At 32.7% G+C, this 23,986-nt stretch carries 20 protein-coding genes; 12 read left to right on the top strand and 8 right to left on the bottom strand.

The window, feature by feature from the left end; genetic code table 11:
* Positions 1-116: 116 nt before the first annotated feature.
* The 4 genes from FOF46_RS11090 to FOF46_RS11075 all read right to left on the bottom strand — a co-directional run bounded on the left by FOF46_RS11090 (position 117) and on the right by FOF46_RS11075 (position 3,990).
* Positions 117-389 carry an HU family DNA-binding protein gene (locus FOF46_RS11090; protein WP_027413194.1) on the bottom strand — a complete coding sequence of 91 codons (273 nt, stop codon included), beginning with the start codon at positions 387-389 and terminating at the stop codon, positions 117-119.
* A 188-nt stretch (positions 390-577) separates the two neighbouring features.
* Entirely contained in the window at positions 578-1,525 is a 948-nt protein-coding gene (fmt, locus tag FOF46_RS11085; RefSeq protein ID WP_143916504.1) for a methionyl-tRNA formyltransferase, read from the bottom strand.
* A 4-nt stretch (positions 1,526-1,529) separates the two neighbouring features.
* Positions 1,530-3,431, bottom strand: a complete 1,902-nt coding sequence (locus tag FOF46_RS11080) for a RecQ family ATP-dependent DNA helicase (RefSeq protein ID WP_333924824.1) — start codon at positions 3,429-3,431, stop codon at positions 1,530-1,532.
* A 1-nt stretch (position 3,432) separates the two neighbouring features.
* Positions 3,433-3,990: an AAA family ATPase gene (locus FOF46_RS11075; protein WP_109437876.1), complete on the bottom strand. Its 558-nt coding sequence runs from the start codon at positions 3,988-3,990 to the stop codon at positions 3,433-3,435.
* Positions 3,991-4,266: 276 nt separating this feature from the next.
* Between FOF46_RS11075 and FOF46_RS11070 the strand changes: the two genes are divergently transcribed.
* The 7 genes from FOF46_RS11070 to murA all read left to right on the top strand — a co-directional run bounded on the left by FOF46_RS11070 (position 4,267) and on the right by murA (position 11,218).
* Positions 4,267-4,728 (top strand): (2Fe-2S)-binding protein, encoded by a 462-nt coding sequence (locus tag FOF46_RS11070; RefSeq protein WP_109437760.1) that lies wholly within the window; start codon positions 4,267-4,269, stop codon positions 4,726-4,728.
* A gap of 20 nt (positions 4,729-4,748) precedes the next feature.
* Entirely contained in the window at positions 4,749-6,902 is a 2,154-nt protein-coding gene (locus tag FOF46_RS11065; RefSeq protein WP_143916503.1) for a xanthine dehydrogenase family protein molybdopterin-binding subunit, read from the top strand.
* A gap of 7 nt (positions 6,903-6,909) precedes the next feature.
* Positions 6,910-7,971: an XdhC family protein gene (locus FOF46_RS11060; RefSeq protein WP_143916502.1), complete on the top strand. Its 1,062-nt coding sequence runs from the start codon at positions 6,910-6,912 to the stop codon at positions 7,969-7,971.
* Positions 7,949-8,566 (top strand): nucleotidyltransferase family protein, encoded by a 618-nt coding sequence (locus tag FOF46_RS11055; protein ID WP_143916501.1) that lies wholly within the window; start codon positions 7,949-7,951, stop codon positions 8,564-8,566. Before FOF46_RS11060 ends, FOF46_RS11055 begins: the two co-directional genes overlap by 23 nt.
* A gap of 75 nt (positions 8,567-8,641) precedes the next feature.
* On the top strand, positions 8,642-8,926 hold the full coding sequence (locus FOF46_RS11050; RefSeq protein ID WP_109437756.1) for a DUF493 family protein: 285 nt from the start codon (positions 8,642-8,644) through the stop codon (positions 8,924-8,926).
* Between the two features lie 282 nt (positions 8,927-9,208).
* Entirely contained in the window at positions 9,209-9,859 is a 651-nt protein-coding gene (locus tag FOF46_RS11045; protein ID WP_109437755.1) for a DUF4290 domain-containing protein, read from the top strand.
* A gap of 45 nt (positions 9,860-9,904) precedes the next feature.
* Complete coding sequence (gene murA / locus FOF46_RS11040) at positions 9,905-11,218, top strand: UDP-N-acetylglucosamine 1-carboxyvinyltransferase (RefSeq protein WP_143916500.1); 1,314 nt, start codon at positions 9,905-9,907, stop codon at positions 11,216-11,218.
* A gap of 112 nt (positions 11,219-11,330) precedes the next feature.
* On the opposite strand, the gene FOF46_RS11035 is transcribed toward murA, so the two are convergent.
* From FOF46_RS11035 to FOF46_RS11020, 4 genes are all read right to left on the bottom strand, one after another.
* Positions 11,331-12,182, bottom strand: a complete 852-nt coding sequence (locus tag FOF46_RS11035) for a hypothetical protein (RefSeq protein ID WP_143916499.1) — start codon at positions 12,180-12,182, stop codon at positions 11,331-11,333.
* Between the two features lie 64 nt (positions 12,183-12,246).
* On the bottom strand, positions 12,247-14,850 hold the full coding sequence (locus tag FOF46_RS11030; protein ID WP_208746770.1) for a hypothetical protein: 2,604 nt from the start codon (positions 14,848-14,850) through the stop codon (positions 12,247-12,249).
* A gap of 100 nt (positions 14,851-14,950) precedes the next feature.
* Entirely contained in the window at positions 14,951-15,736 is a 786-nt protein-coding gene (locus tag FOF46_RS11025; protein ID WP_109437751.1) for a DUF805 domain-containing protein, read from the bottom strand.
* 319 nt (positions 15,737-16,055) lie between these two features.
* On the bottom strand, positions 16,056-17,936 hold the full coding sequence (locus FOF46_RS11020; RefSeq protein ID WP_143916497.1) for a sensor histidine kinase: 1,881 nt from the start codon (positions 17,934-17,936) through the stop codon (positions 16,056-16,058).
* Positions 17,937-18,197: 261 nt separating this feature from the next.
* Between FOF46_RS11020 and FOF46_RS11015 the strand changes: the two genes are divergently transcribed.
* From FOF46_RS11015 to FOF46_RS10995, 5 genes are all read left to right on the top strand, one after another.
* Positions 18,198-18,773, top strand: a complete 576-nt coding sequence (locus tag FOF46_RS11015) for a Crp/Fnr family transcriptional regulator (RefSeq protein WP_109437749.1) — start codon at positions 18,198-18,200, stop codon at positions 18,771-18,773.
* A 174-nt stretch (positions 18,774-18,947) separates the two neighbouring features.
* Positions 18,948-20,762 (top strand): acyl-CoA dehydrogenase family protein, encoded by a 1,815-nt coding sequence (locus FOF46_RS11010; RefSeq protein ID WP_143916496.1) that lies wholly within the window; start codon positions 18,948-18,950, stop codon positions 20,760-20,762.
* A 34-nt stretch (positions 20,763-20,796) separates the two neighbouring features.
* A complete protein-coding gene (locus tag FOF46_RS11005; protein WP_143916495.1) occupies positions 20,797-21,573 on the top strand; it encodes an SDR family NAD(P)-dependent oxidoreductase in 777 nt (258 codons plus the stop codon).
* A 56-nt stretch (positions 21,574-21,629) separates the two neighbouring features.
* Positions 21,630-22,853 (top strand): acyl-CoA dehydrogenase family protein, encoded by a 1,224-nt coding sequence (locus FOF46_RS11000; RefSeq protein ID WP_109437746.1) that lies wholly within the window; start codon positions 21,630-21,632, stop codon positions 22,851-22,853.
* Between the two features lie 79 nt (positions 22,854-22,932).
* Positions 22,933-23,985, top strand: coding sequence for a phosphotransferase family protein (locus FOF46_RS10995; protein ID WP_143916494.1), 1,053 nt, complete (start codon positions 22,933-22,935; stop codon positions 23,983-23,985).
* Position 23,986: the final 1 nt, after the last annotated feature.

The following is a 23,986-nucleotide window of genomic DNA, read 5'->3' as shown; positions in this document are numbered from 1 at the left end:
CTAAATAATTATTTCTAATAATCAAAGTAGTTATGTCTTTTTTGCCAAAAAAAACTTAAAAAAAGCATAAAAAAAGCCCCCATGTGGGAGCTTTTAAATGATATCGAAAGAACTGATTAGTTAACTGAACTTGATAAATCAGCACCAGCCTTAAACTTCACAACGTTTTTAGCAGCGATTTTGATAGTTTTACCAGTTTGAGGATTTCTACCTTCTCTTGCAGCTCTTTTAGAAACTGACCAAGATCCAAATCCAACTAAAGAAACACGTCCTCCTTTTTTAAGAGTACCTTCAACGTTTCCTAAGAAAGATTCTAAGGCTTTTTTAGCCGCTGCTTTAGTGATTCCAGCATCAGCTGCCATTGCATCGATTAATTCTGTTTTGTTCATAATTCTGTTTTTAAATTAATTGTTGGTTAAACCAATCTTTTATGTTAAACGCTCTACAAATTTATACGGATTTATGATTCATGCAAGGATTAGCCCAGTAAATACAGGGATTTGTTGATAACTAAGGGTGATTGTTAATAAACAATGTTGTTTTCTATGAATTTTCAAACCCTTACTATACTTAGGCTCTAGCACATTTTTGCATCTCTATAAAAAACATAACCATTTAATAGTGCTTTAGATTCCATTGCTTTTTTACCAGGAAGTTGAAGTTTATTTATAATAATATAACCTCCTTTTACAGATACTTTAATATCAGAATCTTCTACAATGATTTTTCCTATATCATTATTGTGAACCTCTTCTACAGGATTTGCATCGTATATTTTTATGTTTTCAGAAATTCCTTTATTATATAGTTGACACCAGGCAGAAGGATAAGGACTTAATCCTCTTATAAGGTTATTAATGGTGTATATATCTTTTTCCCAGTTAATCTTTGTGTTTTCTCGATTTAGTTTATAAGCGGTCTTAAAAGCGGTGTCTTTAGGTTGTGGTTTTACAATTATTGTATCACTTTCTATTGCTTTTATAGTAGTTAATACCAATTTAGCTCCCTTTGTCATCAACTTATCATGTAGTGATCCCGCAGAATCATTATTTTTTATTGTTACCTCCTCTTGAAAAATAACATGACCTGTATCTATCTTTTCATCAATAAAAAAAGTAGTTATCCCTGTTTTTTTCTCTCCATTAATAATTGCCCAATTAATCGGAGCAGCTCCTCTATAATCGGGAAGAAGGGATGCGTGTAAATTAAAAGTGCCATATTCTGGCATATTCCACACGACTTTTGGTAACATCCTAAAAGCTACCACAATATTTAGGTTGGCATTTAATGATTTTAATTCTTCAATAAAATGCTCGTCTTTTAAATTAGTTGGTTGCAATACCTTTAAGTTTTTTGATATGGCATATTCTTTCACCGCAGAAGCTTTAAGTTTTCTTCCTCGTCCGGCAGGTCTATCAGGAGCGGTAATAACTCCAACGACATCATATTCGTTTTCTATAATAGTTTTTAAGGTTTCAACGGCAAAATCCGGTGTCCCCATAAATAGGATTCGTAAGTTTCTCATTATTTTATACTAATTGATAGTTGTTATCGTGGTTGATTTTTATAATACTATGTTCATTCATTTCCCGCAATACTTGTAAAATTAATTTTTCGGGATATGTTAAATGGGATATCAAATCTCTTGAAGATAAGTCTTTTCCTTGTAAAAGAAGGATAATATCATCTTGTATTTTCTTAACATTTATAGGTGATACATTCTTTTTCTTATTGGTACAGAAGTTACATAATCCACAATCTACAGTATTTTCTTCTCCAAAATAACTTAATAACAGCCGACTACTACATTTACTTTTATTTTCTGTAAACTTTAATATAGCTTCTACTTTTTTAATTTTAGAAGTATTTTGATCAATAAGATGTTTGCTAACTCTATTGATTGTGCGATCATCTTCTCTGGGTACTAAAAAAATAATTTCTGCATCAGAAAGAGTATGAGTAAATTCAATTAATTCAGCATCTTTTAGCTTATTTAGAGTTTCGATAACTACTGTTTCTGAAGTATTTACTTTTGAAGAAATTAATGGTATGTTAATAGCTATTTCTTCATCAAAAATACCGCCATACGTTCTTAAGATTGCTTTAGTAATGTATTCATATTCTGTATTGTTTTTTAAAAAATCCAGAAGATAATTCCCTGTAGTAAGAACCTGAACACTGCTTTTTTTGGTAAATCTTTGTGTGAATCTTATTACTCCGCAACGATCCAGGAATTGTAATGCGTTATACGTGATTAGTGTATGAAGTTCATATGTTTTGCAGAATGTGTTAAAATCAAAATCATGAACAGTTTGCTCACCTTCTCCGTAAGGAATTCGGAAATAACTACAGAGTTTTCGATATACAAGCTTAACTGCATTGACATCGGGTAATATTTTTATAAATTGATTGTGTAAACGATGAGTGTCATTTTCGTTTTTTAAAAGAAATGCTAATGAAGGTAAGCCATCACGACCAGCTCTTCCAGCTTCTTGAAAATAACTCTCTATACTTTCTGGGACCGTATAATGAATTACGGTTCGTACATTTGGTTTGTCAATTCCCATACCAAATGCATTTGTAGCTACCATTACTCTGATTTCCTCATTCAACCATTGATTAAAACGTTTTGTTTTCTCTGTAGCGTCTACACCACCATGATAATATGTTGAAGAAAAACCGCTAGCATTAAGAAAATCACTAATCTCAATTGCAGATTTTCGATTTCTTACATAGACTATAGATGTTCCAGGATGTTTTTTAAGAATCTGAGTAAGTTTAAAATTCTTGTCTAATACATGCTCTATTAGATATCCCAGATTAGATCTAAAAAAAGATTGTTTAAATATCTTTGGTTGAAAAAGATCCAATGAAGTAATGATATCATCAACAACTTCTACTGTTGCAGAGGCTGTTAAAGCTATCATAGGTACAGCAGGATGAATTGTTCTAAGAATCTCTATTTTTTTATATGAAGGTCTAAAATCATTTCCCCATTGTGAAATACAATGAGCCTCATCTACAGCAATGAGGTTTATATTCATTTGTTTTAATCGTTCTTGGACGATATCTTGTTGAAGACGCTCTGGGGACAGATATAAAAATTTATAATTGCCATAAATACAGTTATCAAGCAAAGTGTCAAGTTCAGAATATTTAATTCCGCTGGTTAACGCTATTGACTTAATGCCTTTTTTCTGAAGATGTTGTACCTGATCTTGCATCAATGCAATTAAAGGAGAAATTACAACACAAATACCTTCTTTTAGTAGGGCAGGTATTTGAAAACAAATTGATTTTCCTCCTCCGGTAGGTAATAAAGCAAATGTATCGTGACCTTCTAGTACCGAATTGATAATCTTTTCCTGAAGAGGTTTAAAAGTATCATATTTCCAGTATTGTTGTAATATTTGAAGAGGAGATTTTATCAATCTATATGCTTTTTTTAAGAATAAAGTCTAAACGTTCTTTAACACTTCCAAAAGGAACTTCTATACAATCATACCCTAATCGATTATAAACATCTTTTAAATGATGATGAATTTCTTGTGCTTGCTCATAACTTTCATATCGTTCATCATCAGAGATATAAATTTCTTTCCATGGAGGTAATAGAAAAATAATATCATACATGTGATGTTTACATGCATTAACGAAATCGTCATTATAGGATTGATCAAAATAATCCATATAGGCTAAAACATCTGGTATTCCTCTATCATAAAAAAGAATATCATCTTTTTTTGATGTTGCATCTGTGAATTGTTGTATTCTGCCTTTAAGAATTTGCAGGTTAAACTCATGAGGGTCAGATACAGATACAATTGGATTTGAAGCAAAGGTAGTTGATTGATCTTTTTCTTTTGCTTCTTGGGTCATTGCTCTTATAACTTCATGAAAGCAAAAATAATTAGCTTCTTCCAGTTTAACGATAACAGAAGTTTTTCCTGTACCCGGACCTCCGGTAATTACAATTCTTTTTTTAGCCAAATCAATATTTTTATACAAATTTCGGAATTATAAAAGGATTTTTAAAAGAAGTTCTTCAAAGTTTTTGTAGTTGTATGTAACCGTACTTTATAATAAATGGATAAAACACATCATTCCAAACCGATATTAAGATCCAAATCTTTAAGGTTATTAATATTAATATAAAGGTCTGTTAAAGTTGATTTTGTCAAAGCTAATTTTTAGTACTTTCAATAGCAATTCATGTAATATTGCTTTATTTAGACTAGTTAAAAACAAATCCTAAAACTTAAACTCATGCCAGTTTATAATTTAAAAGTAAATGGTCAGTCTCATACTGTTGAGGCAGATCAAGATACACCTCTTTTATGGGTGTTAAGAGATCACCTGGATATGGTTGGAACCAAATTTGGCTGTGGTATTGGCCAATGTGGAGCATGTACCATACATGTCGATGGATCTGCAACAAGAAGTTGTTTGCTTCAGGTTTCGATGGTTGAAGATATGGAAATTACTACAATTGAAGGGCTATCTGATGATGCTTCACATCCAGTGCAACAGGCATGGAAAGAAGTTGATGTTCCACAATGCGGTTATTGTCAGGCGGGACAAATGATGTCTGCCGCAGCTTTTCTATCTCAGAATTCTAACCCAAATAAATCTGAAATAAGAGATGCTATGAGTGGTAATATTTGTAGGTGTGCATCATACAATAGAATTGAAAAAGCCGTAGAGGTTGCTGCTAGTAAACTGAGTTAACCCATTTAAATCTTCACAAAATGAAAAATAATATATCACCTTCCTTTAGTAGAAGGTCTTTTATAAAGACTTCAGCATTAGCTGGAGGCGGAATGTTAATTGGGTTTAATCTATTTCAGTCATGCAAACCTGAAGCAACTCCACCAGTAGATATTTCTCAGCTAAATTTTAATGACTTTAATGCCTTTATCAAAATAGCAGATAATGGTATGGTTACTATTTTTTCTCCAAATCCAGAAATAGGTCAAGGAGTTAAAACATCCATGCCGATGCTTATTGCAGAAGAATTGGATGTTTCTTGGGAGAATGTTCATGTTGAGCAAGGAGCTCTGGATACCAAGAATTTTACTCGACAAGTGGCTGGAGGAAGCCAATCCATACGACATGGATGGGAACCATTGCGCCAAACAGGAGCAACGGCAAGACAGATGTTAATTAATGCAGCTGCAGCACAATGGGGAGTTAATGCATCAGAATGTAAAACAGAAAATGGAGTAATTAGTAATGCAAATGGTGATAAATTGGGCTATGGAGAAGTAGTTAAAGTTGCTGCTACTCTCGAAGTGCCAGAAAATGTCACGCTAAAAGATCCTAAGAATTTTAGTGTAATAGGAAAAGATACTCCTAATGTAGATATTGATAAGATTACTACAGGAAAACCACTTTATGGATTAGACTATAAGGAAGAAGGAATGGTATATGCTTCTGTATTAAGACCTCCTTCTTTTGGCAAAAAGCTTGTAGATTTTGATGATACTAATACCAAAGCGGTATCAGGAGTGCAGGATGTAGTTAAATTTGGGGATAAAATTGCTGTTTTAGCAACTTCTACCTGGGCAGCGATGAAAGGTAAAAAAGCTTTGGAAGCAAATTGGACATCTGATTCAAAATTAGAAAGCACAGAAGAGCATGATAAAATCTTAAAGAGCCTTTTAGAAGGTTCTGAGTTTAATACATTAAGGGCGGATGGAGATGTGAAAAAAGCATTTGCAGAAGCTGACCAAGTAATTGAACGAACTTACGAATCTCCATTTTTACCACATAATTGTATGGAACCTATGAATTTCTTTGCAGATGTTACTCCAGAGAAAGTTCGCTTGGTAGGACCTATACAAACTCCTGCAGGAACGGCAAAAAGAGTTGCAGATTTGTTAGAGCGAGATGTAGAAGATGTTTCTGTAGAAATGACTAGAATGGGAGGTGGTTTTGGTAGAAGATTATATGGCGATTTTGCACTGGAAGCAGCAGAAATATCTAAAATTTCTCAAAAACCTGTTAAAGTAGTATACTCCAGAGAAGATGATATGTCAGCTGGGATATATAGACCTGCCATAAAATATAAAATCAGTGCATCTGTTAAGGATAATAAAATTACAGGTTATCACCTTAAAGAAGCCTCTATTAATTCGAATATGTATGGACTGATACCTAATTTTTTCCCTGCTGGAGCTGTTGAAAATTATCAGGTAGATGTAGCAAATTATGATAGTAAAATTACTACGGGAGCGTGGCGTGCACCGTATACTAACTTTTTATCTTTTGCAGAGCAAAGTTTCTTTGATGAATTGGCAGAAGTATTAGAAGTTGATCGTATACAACTTCGTTTGGATTTATTACAAAAAGTAAAAGGAACCACAGATGAAAGGATTCAATATTCTCCAGAACGATTAGAAAATGTAATTAAAGTTGCTGTAGATAAATCAGGATGGGGCAATAAAAAGGAAGGTGTTTATCAAGGGTTTAGTGCGTATTATTGTCACAATACACATGTTGCAGAAGTAGCAGATGTTGTATTGGAGAATGATATTCCGGTAGTCAAAAAAGTTACTTGCGTAGTAGATTGTGGCATTGTGGTTAATCCTCTAGGAGCAAAAAACCAAATAGAAGGTGGAGTAATTGATGGAGTAGGTCATGCCATGTATGGAGACTTTTCTTTCAAAGACGGAACTCCCCAGGATACGAACTTTAATACATATCGTTTAATTCGTATTAATGAAACTCCAGTAGTTGAAACTCATTTTATAGAAAGTGATATTGCACCAACAGGATTAGGAGAACCTACGTTACCTCCTGCAGGAGCAGCAGTTGCGAATGCAATAAAAGCAGCTAAGGGAATACGTTTATATAAGCAACCTTTCATTAAGAATATGAATACCAAAGCTCCTTTGGGATAGTACTTTTATGACACACGAATTTAAAGAAATAATAGAATGCTACTATAAAGCCAGGCAGCAGGGTATTCCTGCTGTTATGGCAACTGTAGTTGATGTAGAAGGCTCTTCATATAGAAGGCCAGGGGTTGGGATGCTTATACTCGAAAACGGTACAGTGACTGGAGCTGTAAGTGGTGGATGTGTGGAGAAAGAAGTATTGCGACAAGCACAATCTGTATTTAAAACAGGATCTCCCAAAGTAATGACTTATGACGGGAAATATCGTTTAGGTTGTGAGGGTTTGTTGTATATTTTGATAGAACGTTTTGAGATGGACAATTTTGGTATAGAAGCTGTTCAAAAACATTTAAAATCCAGAACGCCTTTTGAAATAAAATCAAGGTATTCAAAAGCAGAAAAAAATCTCTCTATGATGGGATCTGTTGTTTTGTTTAAAGAAAATCAAGAATTTGTTTTTTCAAATAAAGTAAATACGAGAATAGATGCATCTTTTGATTTTTTTCAAAGAGAAATACAACCATGTTTCAGGTTAGTGATTATTGGTACAGAGCATGATGCGGTTAAATTAGGTCAATTAGCATCTATGACAGGATGGGAGGTTGAAATTATAGGTTCTCCACATCATCCTAAACATCTTAAAGATTTTCCTGGTGTGACACGAGTAATTAATGCTACACCAGAAGAGTTGTGTCTTGATAATATAGATGATCAAACAGCTATTGTCTTAATGACTCATAACTTTGCTAAAGATTTGTTATACCTTCAAGCGATAAAAGATACTCAACCAGTATATATTGGATTATTGGGTCCTGCAAGACGTCGGGAGAAATTACTTTCTGCATTTATAGAATATTTTCCAGAAGTTGCTGATGAATTTCTGGATTCGATCCATGGGCCAGCTGGTTTAAATCTGGGAGCAGAGACACCACAAGAAATAGCAATTTCAATTATTGCTGAAGTTTTAGCTACAATAAGAAATCAAACTCCAATTCCATTACAAGAAAAAAAAGGAGCAATTCATGATGATCCTAAAAGGAAAAGTATAAATGTCGTTTCTACTCGAATCTAAAATAGCTCATGTTATACTTGCTGCAGGATCTTCTAGTAGGATGGGAGAACCAAAACAATTATTAGCTTGGGGAGAGACCACATTGATTGGGCATGCTATACAGCAAGGAATGATGTTGGAAAACGTAAAAACATATGTTGTTTTAGGAGCACATTATGATCAAATCTACCCAACGGTTAAAGAATTTCCGATAACTATACTTAAAAATGAAAATTGGCAATTAGGGATGGGGAGCTCTATTCGTTTGGTAATTGAAGCTCTCGAACGAGACATTTTGACATATTCAGCCATTTTAATTTCCCTAGTTGATCAGCCTTTACTTGATGCAAAACATCTTAATAGATTGATCATAGAATCTAATCAAAACCCTAATATGATTATAGCTACAGATCTAAATGAAATAATAGGAGTCCCAGCGATTATCACAAAACAATATTTTAAAGAATTATTACAGTTAAAAGAGGATTTTGGAGCACGATATATAATCAAAAAACATATCAATAATGTACAAACTATTTCTGCTCGTGGTAAAGGGTATGATGTTGATACTCAAGAAGAATATAACACCTTGTTGAAAAGTAACTTCCCTTCTTAAAAATGAAGTGGAAGAGTATTCTTTTTGTATGTGATAAACTGTATCTTTGGCCTGAATTTTGCATTTAAGCAGCATATGAAAGATCAAGAAGAATTTTACAAAAAATTGAAAGTGCAATTGGCGGATACAGCACTTTGGCCAACCGCTTATTTATATAAGTTCATTGTACCAACTGACACTATAAAAATAGGACAAATTGAAACCATTTTTGATAACCTTGGAGCTGTAATTACTACAAAAAAATCTAAAAATGGAAAATATACAAGTGTATCGATTAATGTACGAATGAAAAACCCAGATCAGGTAATTACTAAATATAAAGAAGTTGCTGTTAAAGTAGAAGGTGTAATTTCACTTTAAGAAATATGGTTTCCTGTTAAGTTTAAATTAAAAAGGAGATAAAAATTCTTAAAGTAGATTATAGAGCCTGTTATCGGTAAATAAATTTAGTATTGACCATAACTTACTTGTTTTATTTTAGTATTTTGCGGAACAAAATATAGAATAGTCTATAAAATAATCAATTGTCAAATAGAAGTTTATATGTGTATTACATATAATTACTCTTCAGGAAATCTAGATGATATCACTTATACATATTGATTTTTAAAACTATTTCTACACAATTTTTACATACATTTTATGGATATTAACACTTTAGAATATAACACCGAGCGCGAAAAGCTCATTATACCAGAATATGGTCGTCATTTACAAAAAATGATCAATCATGCAATTGCTATTGAGGATAGAGAAGAACGTAATAAGGTCGCTAAGTCTATTATAGCAGTAATGGGAAACCTACAACCACATCTTAGAGATGTACCAGATTTCCAACATAAATTATGGGATCAATTATTTATAATGAGTGATTTTAAACTTGATGTTGATACTCCTTTTCCTGTACTAACAAAAGAAAAATTACAAGAGAGACCAGAACCTCTTAAGTATCCTCAAAATTTCCCTAAGTATCGTTTTTACGGAAATAATATAAAAAGAATGATCGATGTTGCGAATGGCTGGGAAGAAGGAGATTTAAAAAATGCTCTTACCATGACTATTGCGAATCATATGAAAAAATGCTACTTGAACTGGAATAAGGATACTGTCGAAGATAGCGCGATTTTTAACCATCTTTTCGAATTAAGCGAAGGTAAAATCAATTTAAAAGGAAGTAATGAAGATTTAACAGATTCATCTAATCTTTTAAGAGGGAAAAAGAAAAAACATAATACCAATAGCGGTGGTAAAAAGAATTATCGAGGCAATAATCGCGGAAAGAAACGCTACTAAATCTTTACCAACTACCAATTATTAACCACTAATTATTACAAGTACATGGGGACTTTTCAGATCGAAGGAGGCCATCAGCTTAAAGGGGAAATTACACCTCAAGGAGCAAAAAATGAAGCCTTACAAATTCTTTGTGCAGTATTATTAACTCCAGAAGAAGTTATAATTTCTAATATACCTGATATACGAGATGTCAATAAACTTATTGAAATCCTAAGAAATCTTGGTGTAAAAATCAAAAAACTGGGAAAAGGAGAATACTCCTTTAAGAGTGATGAACTTAAACTTGAATATCTAGAGAGTGAACGCTTTAAAAAAGAAGGAAGTGGGCTAAGAGGATCTATTATGATTGTTGGACCTTTATTAGCTAGGTTTGGTAAAGGATATATTCCTAGGCCAGGTGGTGATAAAATAGGGAGAAGACGATTAGATACTCATTTTGAAGGGTTTATTAACCTCGGGGCAGAGTTTAGATATAATAAAGAAGAACGATTTTATGGTGTAGAAGCGCCAGAAGGTTTAACAGGGACGTATATGTTACTTGATGAAGCTTCTGTAACCGGGACAGCAAATATTGTAATGGCAGCTGTTTTGGCTAAAGGAACGACAACGATCTATAATGCTGCTTGCGAACCTTATTTGCAACAATTGTGTAAAATGCTGAATAGCATGGGAGCAAAAATCGAAGGAGTAGGTTCGAACTTACTAACCATCGAAGGTGTTACAGAAATGGTTGGATGTACCCATAGAATATTACCAGATATGATTGAAATTGGATCTTGGATAGGTTTAGCAGCAATGACCAAAAGTGAGATTACAATTAAAAATGTAAGTTGGGATAATCTTGGATTGATACCGAATACGTTTAGAAAATTGGGTATTACATTAGAACAAGTAGGAGATGATATTTATATTCCGGCACATAACAATGGATATCAGATAGAAAGTTATATAGATGGATCATTTATGACAATTGCTGATGCACCATGGCCTGGATTTACACCCGATTTATTAAGTATTGTATTGGTTGTAGCTACACAGGCTAGAGGAGAGGTAATGGTACATCAAAAGATGTTTGAAAGTCGTTTGTTCTTTGTTGATAAGTTAATCGATATGGGAGCAAAAATTATATTATGTGACCCTCATAGAGCGACAATTATTGGTCATGATTTTAAGTCCACATTAAAAGCTACAACTATGGTTTCTCCAGATATTAGAGCTGGAATTTCTTTGTTGATTGCAGCGCTGAGCGCAAAGGGAACATCAATAATTCATAATATTGAGCAAATAGATAGAGGGTATGAGAATATTGATGAACGTTTAAGAGCAATTGGTGCAAAAATCACCCGAATGGAATAATAAATTATAGTTCAAAAGATAATAAACAACATATCCCTTTTTTATAGCATTTAAAAAAGGGATATGTCGTTTTATCCAAATGCTGGAAATCTATAGAATATTCTTGAAAAGTTTAGTTTTCATATTTGTGTATGAAATGATATTCTTCTCCATTGGTATATGAACCATATATAGCATTAAAACTACCATTAGAAACCCCTTTTTCCTCGGCTAACCTATTTTTATCATCATAAGTAGAAAGATAAAATTCAATTAAATGATTGTTTGCTGCTCTAACTTCCATTTTTATCAGGTTTTTATTAAAATCATATTCTCTTGAGATGTTATATTCACTTTCTCCTGCTCTAAAATCTCTATGTACCTCTTTAAGAGTTAGTCCTTTTTCAATCTCATAAGTATGTTCAGATAATAGATTACCATTTTCATTAACATCTTCAATATTTACAACTTCATCGGCATGATTATAGGTTTCTTTTCTAATGACAATTAAATTGTTGTCACCGTCATAGATTTTGATTTCATTACATTTGTTAACCGTATCATATTCAGAAAATTGGCTCTCAATGAGTTTTTCGTTTTGATAAAATTTACTCACATAATTTTTTCCCTTAGTTTCAGTTACCAATCTATTTACTTCTTCTCCGTCTTGATAGGTTGTTTTTACATGTCCAGATTCTGAGTATTCTGTGATAACTTTTTCATATAGATCAGTTCCAAAGAAGAAATTTCTTTCAGTATTTCTTCCATTTTTATCATATATAAGTTCTAATCTGTTTAATTCATTACCATCACTAAGATCAATTTCTTCGACAAGTAGACCTAAATCGTTAAACGTTATTTTTTTCTCTGCATGTGGATTAGCTTGGTAATCTTTGTAATAGATAACTTCATTCTTGGAGTTGTATACTTCTTCGTAAACGAGAGTTTGTTCATCTTCTATAACTTTGTATGTGAGTTTTTTCATTAGATTTTTGATTATGATGAGTAACTTAAATTAAGTGTTTCTTTGATTATAGGTTGCTATAATTTTATTGATCTTTTTTTTCTGTTTGAGTCTCTTCTTCACTGCTAATTTCGTCCTCATTCTCTTTTTCAATGATTTCCTCTCCTTCAGCATTATATTTTTTATCTAAATAGTACAAACCATTCATATCTGGTTTATAGTGCAATTCGGCAGCGCCATCTGATGCTTCAATCGGTTCTTTATTTTCATCATAGTATTTAATACTATGAATAAGACCAGAAATAGCCCTGGTATATTCATATATAGCCACCCCATAACTATTAGATTTTAGTGCATTATCGGTTCCATACATACTTTCCTTGGTAATAAAATGTGAATCATCAAAGATATATTTGATACTATGGTATCCATCAGGTCCTATAACAGGCTTTTGATACTTGTTAAAGTAAGAGAATTTTGTAATATAACCAGCTTGATTTAAAACTCTTTGTTCTGAAAAAACACCTTGCCAATCGTTTGTAGGTCGATCATATTGATTGTAATTACGGTATCCAATGTATCGATGAAGATCATCATATAAATACTCAATTGCACTTACCCCATTATAATTATTTGTTCTTCTATTTTTGGAGTTATAGTAAATTCTTCGAATTTCTTTACCATACTCACTATACTTTGAAACTGTTTTTGACACACCATTAATAGGCTGATTTCTGATATTAAATCCTAGCACTAATGTGTCTTTACCTTTTTTATCATAATAAAATCTTGTTCTAAATACGTCGTCATAAAGAGCAGGTTTCATATGTTTATCGTAATTTAAACGCTCAACAAGCATATTGTCTTTGTTAAAATTGAAAAGCTTATAGGCAACATTTTGCTCTCCATTTGCTAATTGATCATTTACATTATAATAGGTGGTTTTTGTTCTATTATTTTGATTATCGTATTCCCAACGCACTATTGCTATATCTTTACTAAATGGTTTTAGATTACCAATAGAATCTAATCCTGCTTTTTTAATTAAATTTCCTCTATTATCATAAGAATAAGAAAGTGTTTCGATTCCTTCTTCAGAAGTAGCAAAACATTTTTGCGAATCCATAAAAACCTCTTTTATGGTATGACCGCCCTTATTTGTATGTCTTTTTGTTACGGCCACACCATGGCCATTGTTAAAAATATTATTAAATGCATCTGTATTGTAAGTATAGTAAATAGAGTCGTTATCATATTCATATTTTAAAGCTCCATTTTTAACATCGTCAAATACTAGTACATAATTAGGATGGTATTTAGCTTTAAACAGAATTCTATTTTTTGTATCATAATCGATTACTTCATGAAAATAATCATCATAGCCTGTAGTTGGTAACTCATTGGCATTATATCGTTTTACACTTGTGGTATTGTCATTTAAATCGTTTGTATATTCATAAGTACAAATACTATTTTTATTTTCAATAAGATCTCCATTTTGATCCAGGTTGACTGATTTTTCTAAATTCCCTCGTTCATCATATATATAATGTATGTTGTATTCATCAAGATGAGTTGCAAAGTTTCCTTCTTTATTGTATAATCTTACCCTTTTTATTTTATGATATTCATCAAGAACGTAATCATAAACAGAGATATAATCTTTGTCATTTATAGGATTGTTTTTATCATCAAAAGCCTCTATTTTTACCGTTCTTCCTTGAGTGTCAAATGCTCTTCTTTCGTGATGTGCTCCATCTCTATTTGTAATATGTTTACCATCAATATCATAATATGTAGCATATAAATTATTGTTTTTTGGGTTTCTTTTCCACAATATTTTATGTACAGCTTTATAAATGACAGGAGTGTTGTTTGAATCAAAATAGGAGATTGTCATATCCTTATTAATATTCCAATGTACCTTGCTAATGGTGCGTTTTAATTTAGTATTATAACTATGATCAGCATTATAATAATGCATCTCCAAAGAATTATCTGTTGGGCGAGTGATTTTGGTTATTGCAGTTTCAAAATATCCTCCATTGATTAATTTTCCATTACTGTAAAATTTTATAATTACTTCATTATCTTTTCTTATTACCTGGTAACATTTACCATATTTACGATTTATATCACTAACAGGATATGCAGTGAGAGTTTTATGTTCTAATGTATGGTATATGTGTTTAAAATACTCTGTGTCTTTTTTGATATAATTTTGATAGCTTAGGATATCTGGATTTTGATAATATGCTGTCTGACGAAGAAGGCCATCAATTTTTAACTCCCAATAGCGTTGCTGTTGTTGATTTGTGTTGTGTTCTGAGATACTATCATATACTTCTTGCATACTATCTCGTTTAATCTCATATTTTTCGTAGATATGATTTAACTCTGATTTTGATATTTTTTTTCGCCCTTTTTTTACAATTTCTTTACGCATTAATCGAGCATAATATTCTGTTATATTAAAATGATATTGCTCATGCTTTAACAATTGTTGGTCATATAAAGTATCTAATAGCCGTTCGGATTGATTGGGATCCATATATGCATATACTTTAGAATCTGTTGATGTAATTCGATTTGGACAATAAATCTCTGAATAGACAGAAGCATCAAAACCGTCCTGCATATCAGATACAATTTCAAAATCTGTCCATACCAAATTGCGATCAGACCACATAATTGATTCTTTTAAAACAATCCTGTTGATGTAGCCAAAAAAAATAATTAACCCAAGTAATAATAAAGAAGTATAAGAGTAGTATTTTGGTTTCAAATGTTCAATATTTTATAATTTCTGAATTGTTTCTTTCGTCATTACTAACTTCATTTTTAAAATATCGAGGATAGATCAAAAAAGGAATGTATGTGATTCCCGTAATTAGGAGTATAAGAAAGATTCCGGATACAATAGTATCAACACTGAAATCTAAATTTAGAAAGACCAAATTATATAGTTGAATAAGAACATAAATGATAATTGCGTACATCACTCTATGTCTAAAAAGATAAGGCTTTAAATTAGGTAAAGCACTTCTTTTATGACTAAGAACTAACAATAGGAAGTAACATGGTATAAAAGAGAATCCAATGAGTAATAACCGAATTCCTTCTAATTGTATGTAATTCTTAATAATAATAGCGAATAGAGTGTTAAGTAAAGCTATACATAATAATTCATTACCAATATCAAGGATAGTTCTGTTTTTGGGTAAGGCAACTTTAAATTGAAAAGGTTTTTTTGGAGTAGTAGGAATATGGTTTTCTTTTGGGTTATACCCATATCTATTATTTCCATCTTGTCCCTCTCCAAAAATCATGATCAGTCCATAAAAAGGAATTAATTGAAAAAAGCCACTACTACCGAGGTCATGACAACGTTTAGTTCCTTGTGCAATTATAAACCAATACCCAGGTAAAATAATTAAGAAGAATAAAGACTCTGCTTCATCAAAAACTTCAATTATCATTCCCATCATAAAAAAAGCAGCCAAAAATATAATATAACTCAAACCATATTCGAGTCTACGGATTCTTCCCGAGAAGGAAAAAGGATTTCTAAACATAAACTAAGGGCATTAGGTATATTGCGAATATAAAATTTTCTTTATAAACATAAAATCAACGAATTAGCTATTTACTTTTGATAAGGAGAACTTATAAAAGTATACAAGTATGTGTTGTAAAAGAATAAAATGTTACCATGCCTCTAATTTTATATGTACTGATTTTATAATTTTCTTTTCTAAAATATTTGAATTTCAATACATATGAATCTTTGTATTATGAAGTGACGGCTATAATATCCTTGAGTTATTACTTTTTTTGAAGGATAATTTAACCTAAAGTTTTTGAATTAAGTAGTACGGTTTTTTTAAGTATTATTCAATTTTTGGAAAAAGGGATAGTGAAGTAGAACGTAGAACCCATACCTTTTTTGCTTTCTAACCAAATTTTACCGTCCAACATTTCAACATAAGCTTTTGCAATTGATAATCCTATACCAGCACCTTCTAGAGCATAACGATCTTCTTCTATATCTGCTTGAACGAACCGATCAAAAATTGCTTTTTGACGATTTTTAGCAATACCAATACCCGTGTCTTTTACATAAAAAAGTAAATTTTCACCTTCTTTTTGGTATCCTAATTCGACACCACCTTCACTAGTATACTTTATTGCGTTCTTCATCAAATTGTTTAAAATTGTATGAAGTTTTTCATTATCTGTATTGATGCTGGCGTCTTCTGTCGATAGTCCATTGGATAGTGATAAAATAATACTTTTTTTATCTGTTAATGGTTTAAAGGCGGTATATAATTTATGAGTTTGTTCATTGATATTAATAGTATCAATAGATATTTTTACCTGACCGGCTTCTATTCTAGAAATATCAATAATATCTCTAATGATGTTTAGCATTCGGGCCCCACTTTCTTTGATTAAATCTAAGTAGAGTTGTTGTTCGTCACCAGATAATTTAGGTTCATTTAGTAGTTCTGCAAGACCGAGTATACCATTCATTGGTGTACGGATTTCATGGCTCATGTTTGCCAAAAAAGCAGATTTAAGCCTGTCACTTTCTTCTGCTTTATCTTTTAATCTGCTTAATTCGAGTTCATATAATTTAATCTCAGTGATATCGGTTATTGTTCCTACGTATCCAATAATTTGGTTATTCTCATTATATTCTGGAATCGCTTGGCCTAATACCCAAATAACAGAGCCGTCAGGTTTAAGAAATCTATATTCTGCGTCAGAAGCTTCTCTTTTATCAGCAGCGTTATACCAGCCTTTTTTTAATTTTTTTCGATCATCAGGATGAACGGCATTTAACCATCCATCATCCAATGCATCTTTTTCCGATATTCCAGAGATATCGCACCATTTTGGATTTACAAACGTAGTTTTACCATCAGCAAGAGTCATAAAAATACCTACAGGGACAAGATTAGTTAATGTGTGATACCTACTTTCTGTAAGTTGAACGGCTTTTTCGGCTACCTCAAATTTCTGTTTATAAGTTAGAGAATGAAAAATATCTTTGAAAGTTATATAATTAGTTTGATACTCTTCTTTTTCAAAATATTTTAAATAAATCGTAAAAATGATACTATAAAAAATTGCCATGAAATTTTTGGAGGCGAGTCCAGAATATAAAATCTTTTCAATATCCTTAAAAAACCTAAATGATCCCAAGGTGAAAAAGATAGCATCAAAACTTAAGACCAACACCATTGTTATTAATATCCGAAAGAACAGATTTGAAGTACGTTTAGAGATATATTCAAACAAAAAAATAATCAATATAGAATCTAGATAAAGTATACCTGTCCCAATGAATAGTACAAGCACACTGGTATAGAAAAAATCAGTAGAAACGTCAAAAGGATTATAATTGTTAGCGCCTTCAATATTCATTCTAAAGGAAAGTAAAAGAAAGCACAACACAGCATTGGCAATAACTAAAGCATATATTAATTTTCTGGCAGTAATAGCATCTTCTTTGATGTAAATTAGCAGTATTGAAAAAAGTGTAGCAGAAAATAAAACCGATGAACCCGGTGAAACTACAATAAGATCTGATATTTCAAAATAGAGTGTACTTGCCAGAAAAACTTGTATAAATTGAAATAATCCTAGTGAAGTAAATAAAATCCCTAAGCCAATCATAGTTCGTAACCGAAACAGAAGTAAAATAAGGAAAGCAACAACAAACCCTTGAAATAGAAAAATTAATATTTGATAAAAATTAAGTGTATCCATAGGGGGTAAGCACTACATGGGATGGGGTATTTGATATCCTTCCTTATGCTGGTGCATATAGGTTTTAATTAGCTACCCTAAAGCTACGAACAATTGTTAAGTTTTTTTTACGGTAAAACCGTAAAATTGACTACATGGATAGAGCGGTCTTATGTTAGGTTTTTAAACATTACTCTAATATTTAATTTATCTAATAGATTGGTAGTTTACTTTTGCAAATCAATAAATATTTTGTTCTTTCGTTGAAGAGATAATAATAATTTGGAAGACTTAAAAAAGAAAATAAGATCATTTACAGAGGTATGCGATTCTGATATGGAGTTTGGACTTCGGTTTTTTAGAAAGAAAACTTTTAAAAAAGGCGCGTTTCTATTAAAACCAGATCAATATATTGGAGATTTTTATTTTATGAAAGAAGGTTGTGTCTCTTATTATACAGTAGAACAGGGTACTACTAGAGTCATGGAGTTTTTTACCGAAGGCTATTTCTTTACTGATCTATATGCTTATATACAAGAAATTCCTTCTGTAGCTTATCTAGAAGCATTAGAAGATATCACGGTATATACCATTTCAAAAACAGATCAACAGAAGGTGTTTGATCATTCACATCAGCTAGAGCGTTTTGGTAGATTGTCAATGCAACGAACATTCGTAATTAATTTTCAGCGTATCAATCAACATAGAAACCTTACTAATCAGGAAAGATACTTGGAGTTATTAAAAAAACGCCCTACACTTTTCCAAAGAGTCCCACAATATTTAATTGCCTCATACCTTGGACTAACACCAGTTGGACTTTCAAAAATAAGAAAGCGATTAAGCGAGAAAGGATAATTTTTTAGTTCATGAGGATTAAGATGGTCTTATTCGTAATAAAATATTAGATATGGTATAAAAAGTTAAGAGTATCTAAAATTTGATATTTATTAAACAGGTTTAATTAGAATTTCTTAAATATTACCGAACTTTAGTGAAGAATTAGTATTCAATTTCTAAAAACTTCACACAATGGCTAATGAATATATTGATATAGAAACGCTTAAGTATCTTTTATATGATGTACATGAGTTAGAAGATGTAGTAAGACAAGATCGCTTTAAAGATCATGATAAAGAATCTCTAAATATGTTTATAGACTCGGTTAAAGAGTTTTCTGACAGAGAATTATTTCCATATATCAAAGAGATGGATGAACATCCTGCCTATTATGAAGATGGTAAAGTTATCGTTCATAAGCAGGTGGATGTTATAATGAAAAAAAGCGGAGAAATGGGACTTATCTCTGGGACTTTTGATTATGATGCAGGTGGGTTACAATTGCCAATGATGGTATATACAGCTTCGGCTTTTATTCAAGATGCTGCTAATAATCATTTACCAGGATATTTAGGTCTCACTATAGGCTCTGCTGAGTTAATTGTACATTTTGGGAATGCTAATCTTAATGAGATCTATGTACCTAAGATGCTTTCTGGAGCGTGGGGAGGAACCATGTGTCTTACAGAACCACAAGCTGGAAGTTCTTTATCTGATGTTGTGACTAAAGCCATACCATCTGATAAAGGTCATTATAAGATTTCTGGACAAAAAATATTTATCTCTGGAGGAGACCATCAATATGCAGAAAATATGGTGCATTTGGTGTTGGCTAGAATAGAAGGAGCTCCTCAGGGAACCAAAGGAATATCATTATTTGTTGTTCCTAAAAAACGACCAGACAAAAACGGTGACCTTACACCAAATGATGTAACGACAGTGGCAGATTTTCAGAAAATGGGTCAACGAGGATATTGTACAACTCATCTTGGTTTTGGTGATAAAGATGATTGTCACGGTTGGTTGGTTGGAGAAGCACATCAAGGATTAAAATATATGTTTATGATGATGAATGCAGCTCGAATAGCGGTCGGTAGAGGAGCTGCTGCGATTACAATGGCGGCATATCAAGCTTCATTACAATATGCAAAAGAGCGTCCGCAAGGAAGAAAATTAGCAAGCGATGGAAAGAAAAACCCAGAACAAGGACAAACCTTAATTATAAATCATCCAGATGTACGAAGGATGTTATTGTTACAAAAGGCTGTTGCAGAAGGTTCTCTAAGTTTGGTGCTTCTTGCTTCAAAGTATTTTGACCTTAAAGAAACACTTCAGGATAAAGACGAAAAAGAGAAATATGGATTACTATTAGAATTGATTATTCCTATGGTAAAGACATATCCATCAGAAATGGGAGCACAAGCCGTATCTAATGGAGTACAAGTATTAGGAGGATATGGATTTTGTTCAGATTTTATATTACAACAATACCATAGAGATATTCGTATATTTTCTATCTATGAAGGAACCACAGGAATTCAGTCACAAGATCTATTAGGTAGAAAACTACTTATGGAGAATGGTAAAGCCCTCAAATTATTAACTAATGAGATTATGCAAACCATAGAGCAGGCTTCTAAATATGATGAACTAAAGAAGTATGCTGCAAAACTTGGAGATAAATTACAATTGGCACAAAAAGTAATAGGGTTCTTAATAGGTTTTGCTCAAAAAGGAGATTATGAACGTTTCTTGTCTGATGCTACCCCCTTTATGGAATTCTTTAGTAATATAACAATGGGATGGGTATGGTTAGATATCGCATGTCATTCTAAAAATGCATTAATAACGGCTCAGAAAAAGTATACTGAGGAATTTTATGAAAGTAAGATTCATACTATGAAATTCTATTTTAAATATGAATTACCAAAAACTAATGGTCTTGCAGATATTCTTATGAATGAAGAAATTCTCACTATAGCAGGAGAGCAAGAAGTTTTTAATTAAGTCGTTTAATTTTTAAATACCATAATAACCCATAATGGATAGTATAAAAAAATCATTTCATCTAGAAGGGAAGGTAGCTATTATAACTGGTTCTAGTAAAGGAATAGGAAAAGCTATAGCACAAGGTTTGGCTGAGCATGGCGCTAAGGTCGTTATAAGTAGTAGAAGTCAGGATGCTGTAGATGAAGTTGCATCAGAATTTAAATCAGCAGGTTTAGAAGCAATAGGAATAGCATGTCATATAGGAAAAGCAGATCAAAGAGAGCATCTAATTCAAAAAACAACAGCGCATTTTGGAGGTGTTGATATTTTGGTAAATAATGCTGCTATAAATCCAATATATGGACCTATTGAAGATGCAGAGGAAGGTGTTTTTGATAAGATTATGGATATTAATGTTAAAGCGCCATGGGCATTATCCAATTTGACCTTACCTTCTATGAAAGAAAGAGGAGGAGGGAGTATTATCAATATAGCCTCGGTAGAGGCCTTACATCCGGGCGCAGGCCTAGGGTTGTATAGTACCAGTAAAGCAGCTTTATTAATGTTGACAAAGAATCAAGCAAAAGAATGGGGACAATATGGTGTTCGTGCAAATGTAATTTGTCCGGGACTGATTAAAACCAAATTTAGTGCAGCATTATGGCAAAATGAAAAATTGCTTCAAAAAATAGAAAAGACGTTACCTACTTCTCGGATGGGTATGCCAAATGAAATGTCGGGAATAGTATGTTTATTGGCTTCAGATGCTGGATCGTATATGACAGGTAGTGTTTATAATGCAGATGGAGGATACATGATAGCAGGCTGATTGCCAAATATTCTTTCCGAAAAAGAAGGATCTTACCCATTTAAATATTGTAAAGCATGAATTTCGAGTATTCAGAAAAAATAACCTCACTTCAACAAAAACTTACTGCTTTTTTTGAAGAGCACATTCTCCCAGTAGAAAAGGAAGTGAGCACTTTTGTTTATGACCCCAATAACCGTTGGCAACGTTGGTCAGGCATGAATGAATTAAAAATAAAGGCCAAGGAAGCTGGGTTATGGAATCTTTTTTTACCAAAAAATTATGGGAGCTTAAGTCCTGGTTTATCCAATTTAGAATATGCACCTTTGGCAGAAATCATGGGGCGCGTTCTATGGTCATCAGAAGTATTTAATTGTAATGCTCCTGATACAGGAAATATGGAAGTCTTGGCAAAATATGGTTCTTCTCATCAGCAAGAACAATGGTTAAAACCTTTAATGAACGGAGATATTCGCTCTGCTTTTCTGATGACAGAACCACAAGTGGCTTCTTCTGATGCTACAAATATTGAAACTTCAATCAGACGAGATGGAAATGATTATGTGATTAATGGTCGTAAATGGTGGTCCTCTGGGGGGATGGACCCTCACTGTAAGATCGCTATTGTAATGGGCAAAACAGATCCGGAAGCAGCAAGGCATCAACAACAGAGTATGATTTTGGTTCCTATGGATACTCCTGGATTAAAAATTATTCGACCTCTATCTGTATTTGGATTTTATGATTCTCCAGAAGGACATGCCGAAATTTTACTTGAGAATGTAAGAGTGCCTAAAGAAAACCTGATTCTTGGTGAAGGAAGAGGTTTTGAGATTGCCCAGGGGCGTTTAGGGCCAGGTAGAATTCATCATTGTATGAGGTTGATAGGAATGGCACAAAGAGCTTTGGAGTTGATGTCAAAAAGAGCTTCAGAACGTATTGCTTTTGGTAAGACATTTAAAGATTATAGTAGTATACGCCAAGAGATTGCACTATCACAATGTGAAGTAGAACAGGCAAGATTATTAACTCTTTCTGCAGCTGATAAAATGGATAAAGCAGGAAATAAAGTATCAAAAGACTTAATTGCAATGATCAAAATTGTAGCACCCAATATGGCATTAAAAGTTATAGATAGAGCTATGCAAATTCATGGTGGTATGGGAGTTGGGCCTGATACTCCATTAGCACATTTCTTTGTAGCAGCACGTATGCTTCGCCTTGCAGACGGCCCTGATGAGGTGCATATGTATCAACTGGGTAAAAGTGTGATCAATACCTATGCAGAAAAGAAGATATAGATTTAAAATGATATACAAATAAAAAACCAAATTGTTAGTCTAAAGCAGCATGTCGAATACCTTTAATTAATCTAACACAATGCAAAACGTACGTAAAGGAGAAGAATTAAACGAGAAAACGTTAAAAATGTTTCTTCAGAAAGAAGGGCTTATAGATAGTCATCAAAGCGATTGGCAAGTAACTCAATTTACACATGGGTATTCTAACCTTACTTATTTGCTACAAATTGAGAGTAAAGAATATGTACTACGTCGCCCTCCTTTTGGAGCCATAAAAAGAGGTCATGATATGGGACGTGAATTTAAAGTGCAATCGGGTATCTACGTGACTTTCCCCAAAGTTCCAAAAATGTTTGCATTTACTGATGATGAAAGTATTCTTGGAAGTCCATTCTATATTATGGAAAAAATAGATGGTATTATCCTTAATGTTAATGAAGCTAAAAAAAGAAATATTTCTCCAGATAGTTTTAAGACTATTGCAGATTCTTGGTTAGATACGTTTGTGGCACTTCATGCGATAGATTACAAAACTGTCGGACTTGAAGATCTTGGAAAACCTGATGGATATGTACAACGTCAGGTCTTGAATTGGGGGAAACAGTATCTAAAAGCAGCTACCGATGATGTTCCCGCAGCTGAAAAAGTAATGCGATGGATGGAGGAAAATCAGCCAAAAATATATCGACACAGTTTAGTTCATAATGATTTTAAGTATGATAATGTTGTTTTTAAAGATGATAGCTGGAAAGAAGTAATAGCAGTATTAGATTGGGAAATGGCTACCCTTGGTGACCCTTTAATGGACTTAGGAACGTCATTGGGGTATTGGACAATGGCAACAGATCATCCTTTTGTTCAGCAAGGAATTCCGTCACCAACAATTATGGATGGTAATCCAGGAAGAAGTGAGATTGTAGCACTATATATTCAAAAAAGTGGAAGAGATGTGGATCACTTAGTGTTTTACTATGTATTTGGCCTTTTTAAAATAGCAGTAATCGCACAACAGATTTATTACAGATATAACAAAGGTTTAACGACAGATCCTCGTTTTGCACAATTAAATAAGGCAGCCGAGTTACTTTGTAATCTAGCCTTACAAGCGATTCAGAAAAATAAAATAGATTAAT

It is taken from the genome of Aquimarina algiphila (genome assembly GCF_007489275.1).
Classification (GTDB): domain Bacteria; phylum Bacteroidota; class Bacteroidia; order Flavobacteriales; family Flavobacteriaceae; genus Aquimarina; species Aquimarina algiphila.
Note: the sequence above shows the minus strand (reverse complement) of the source record. Positions and strands in the feature narration are given on the sequence as shown.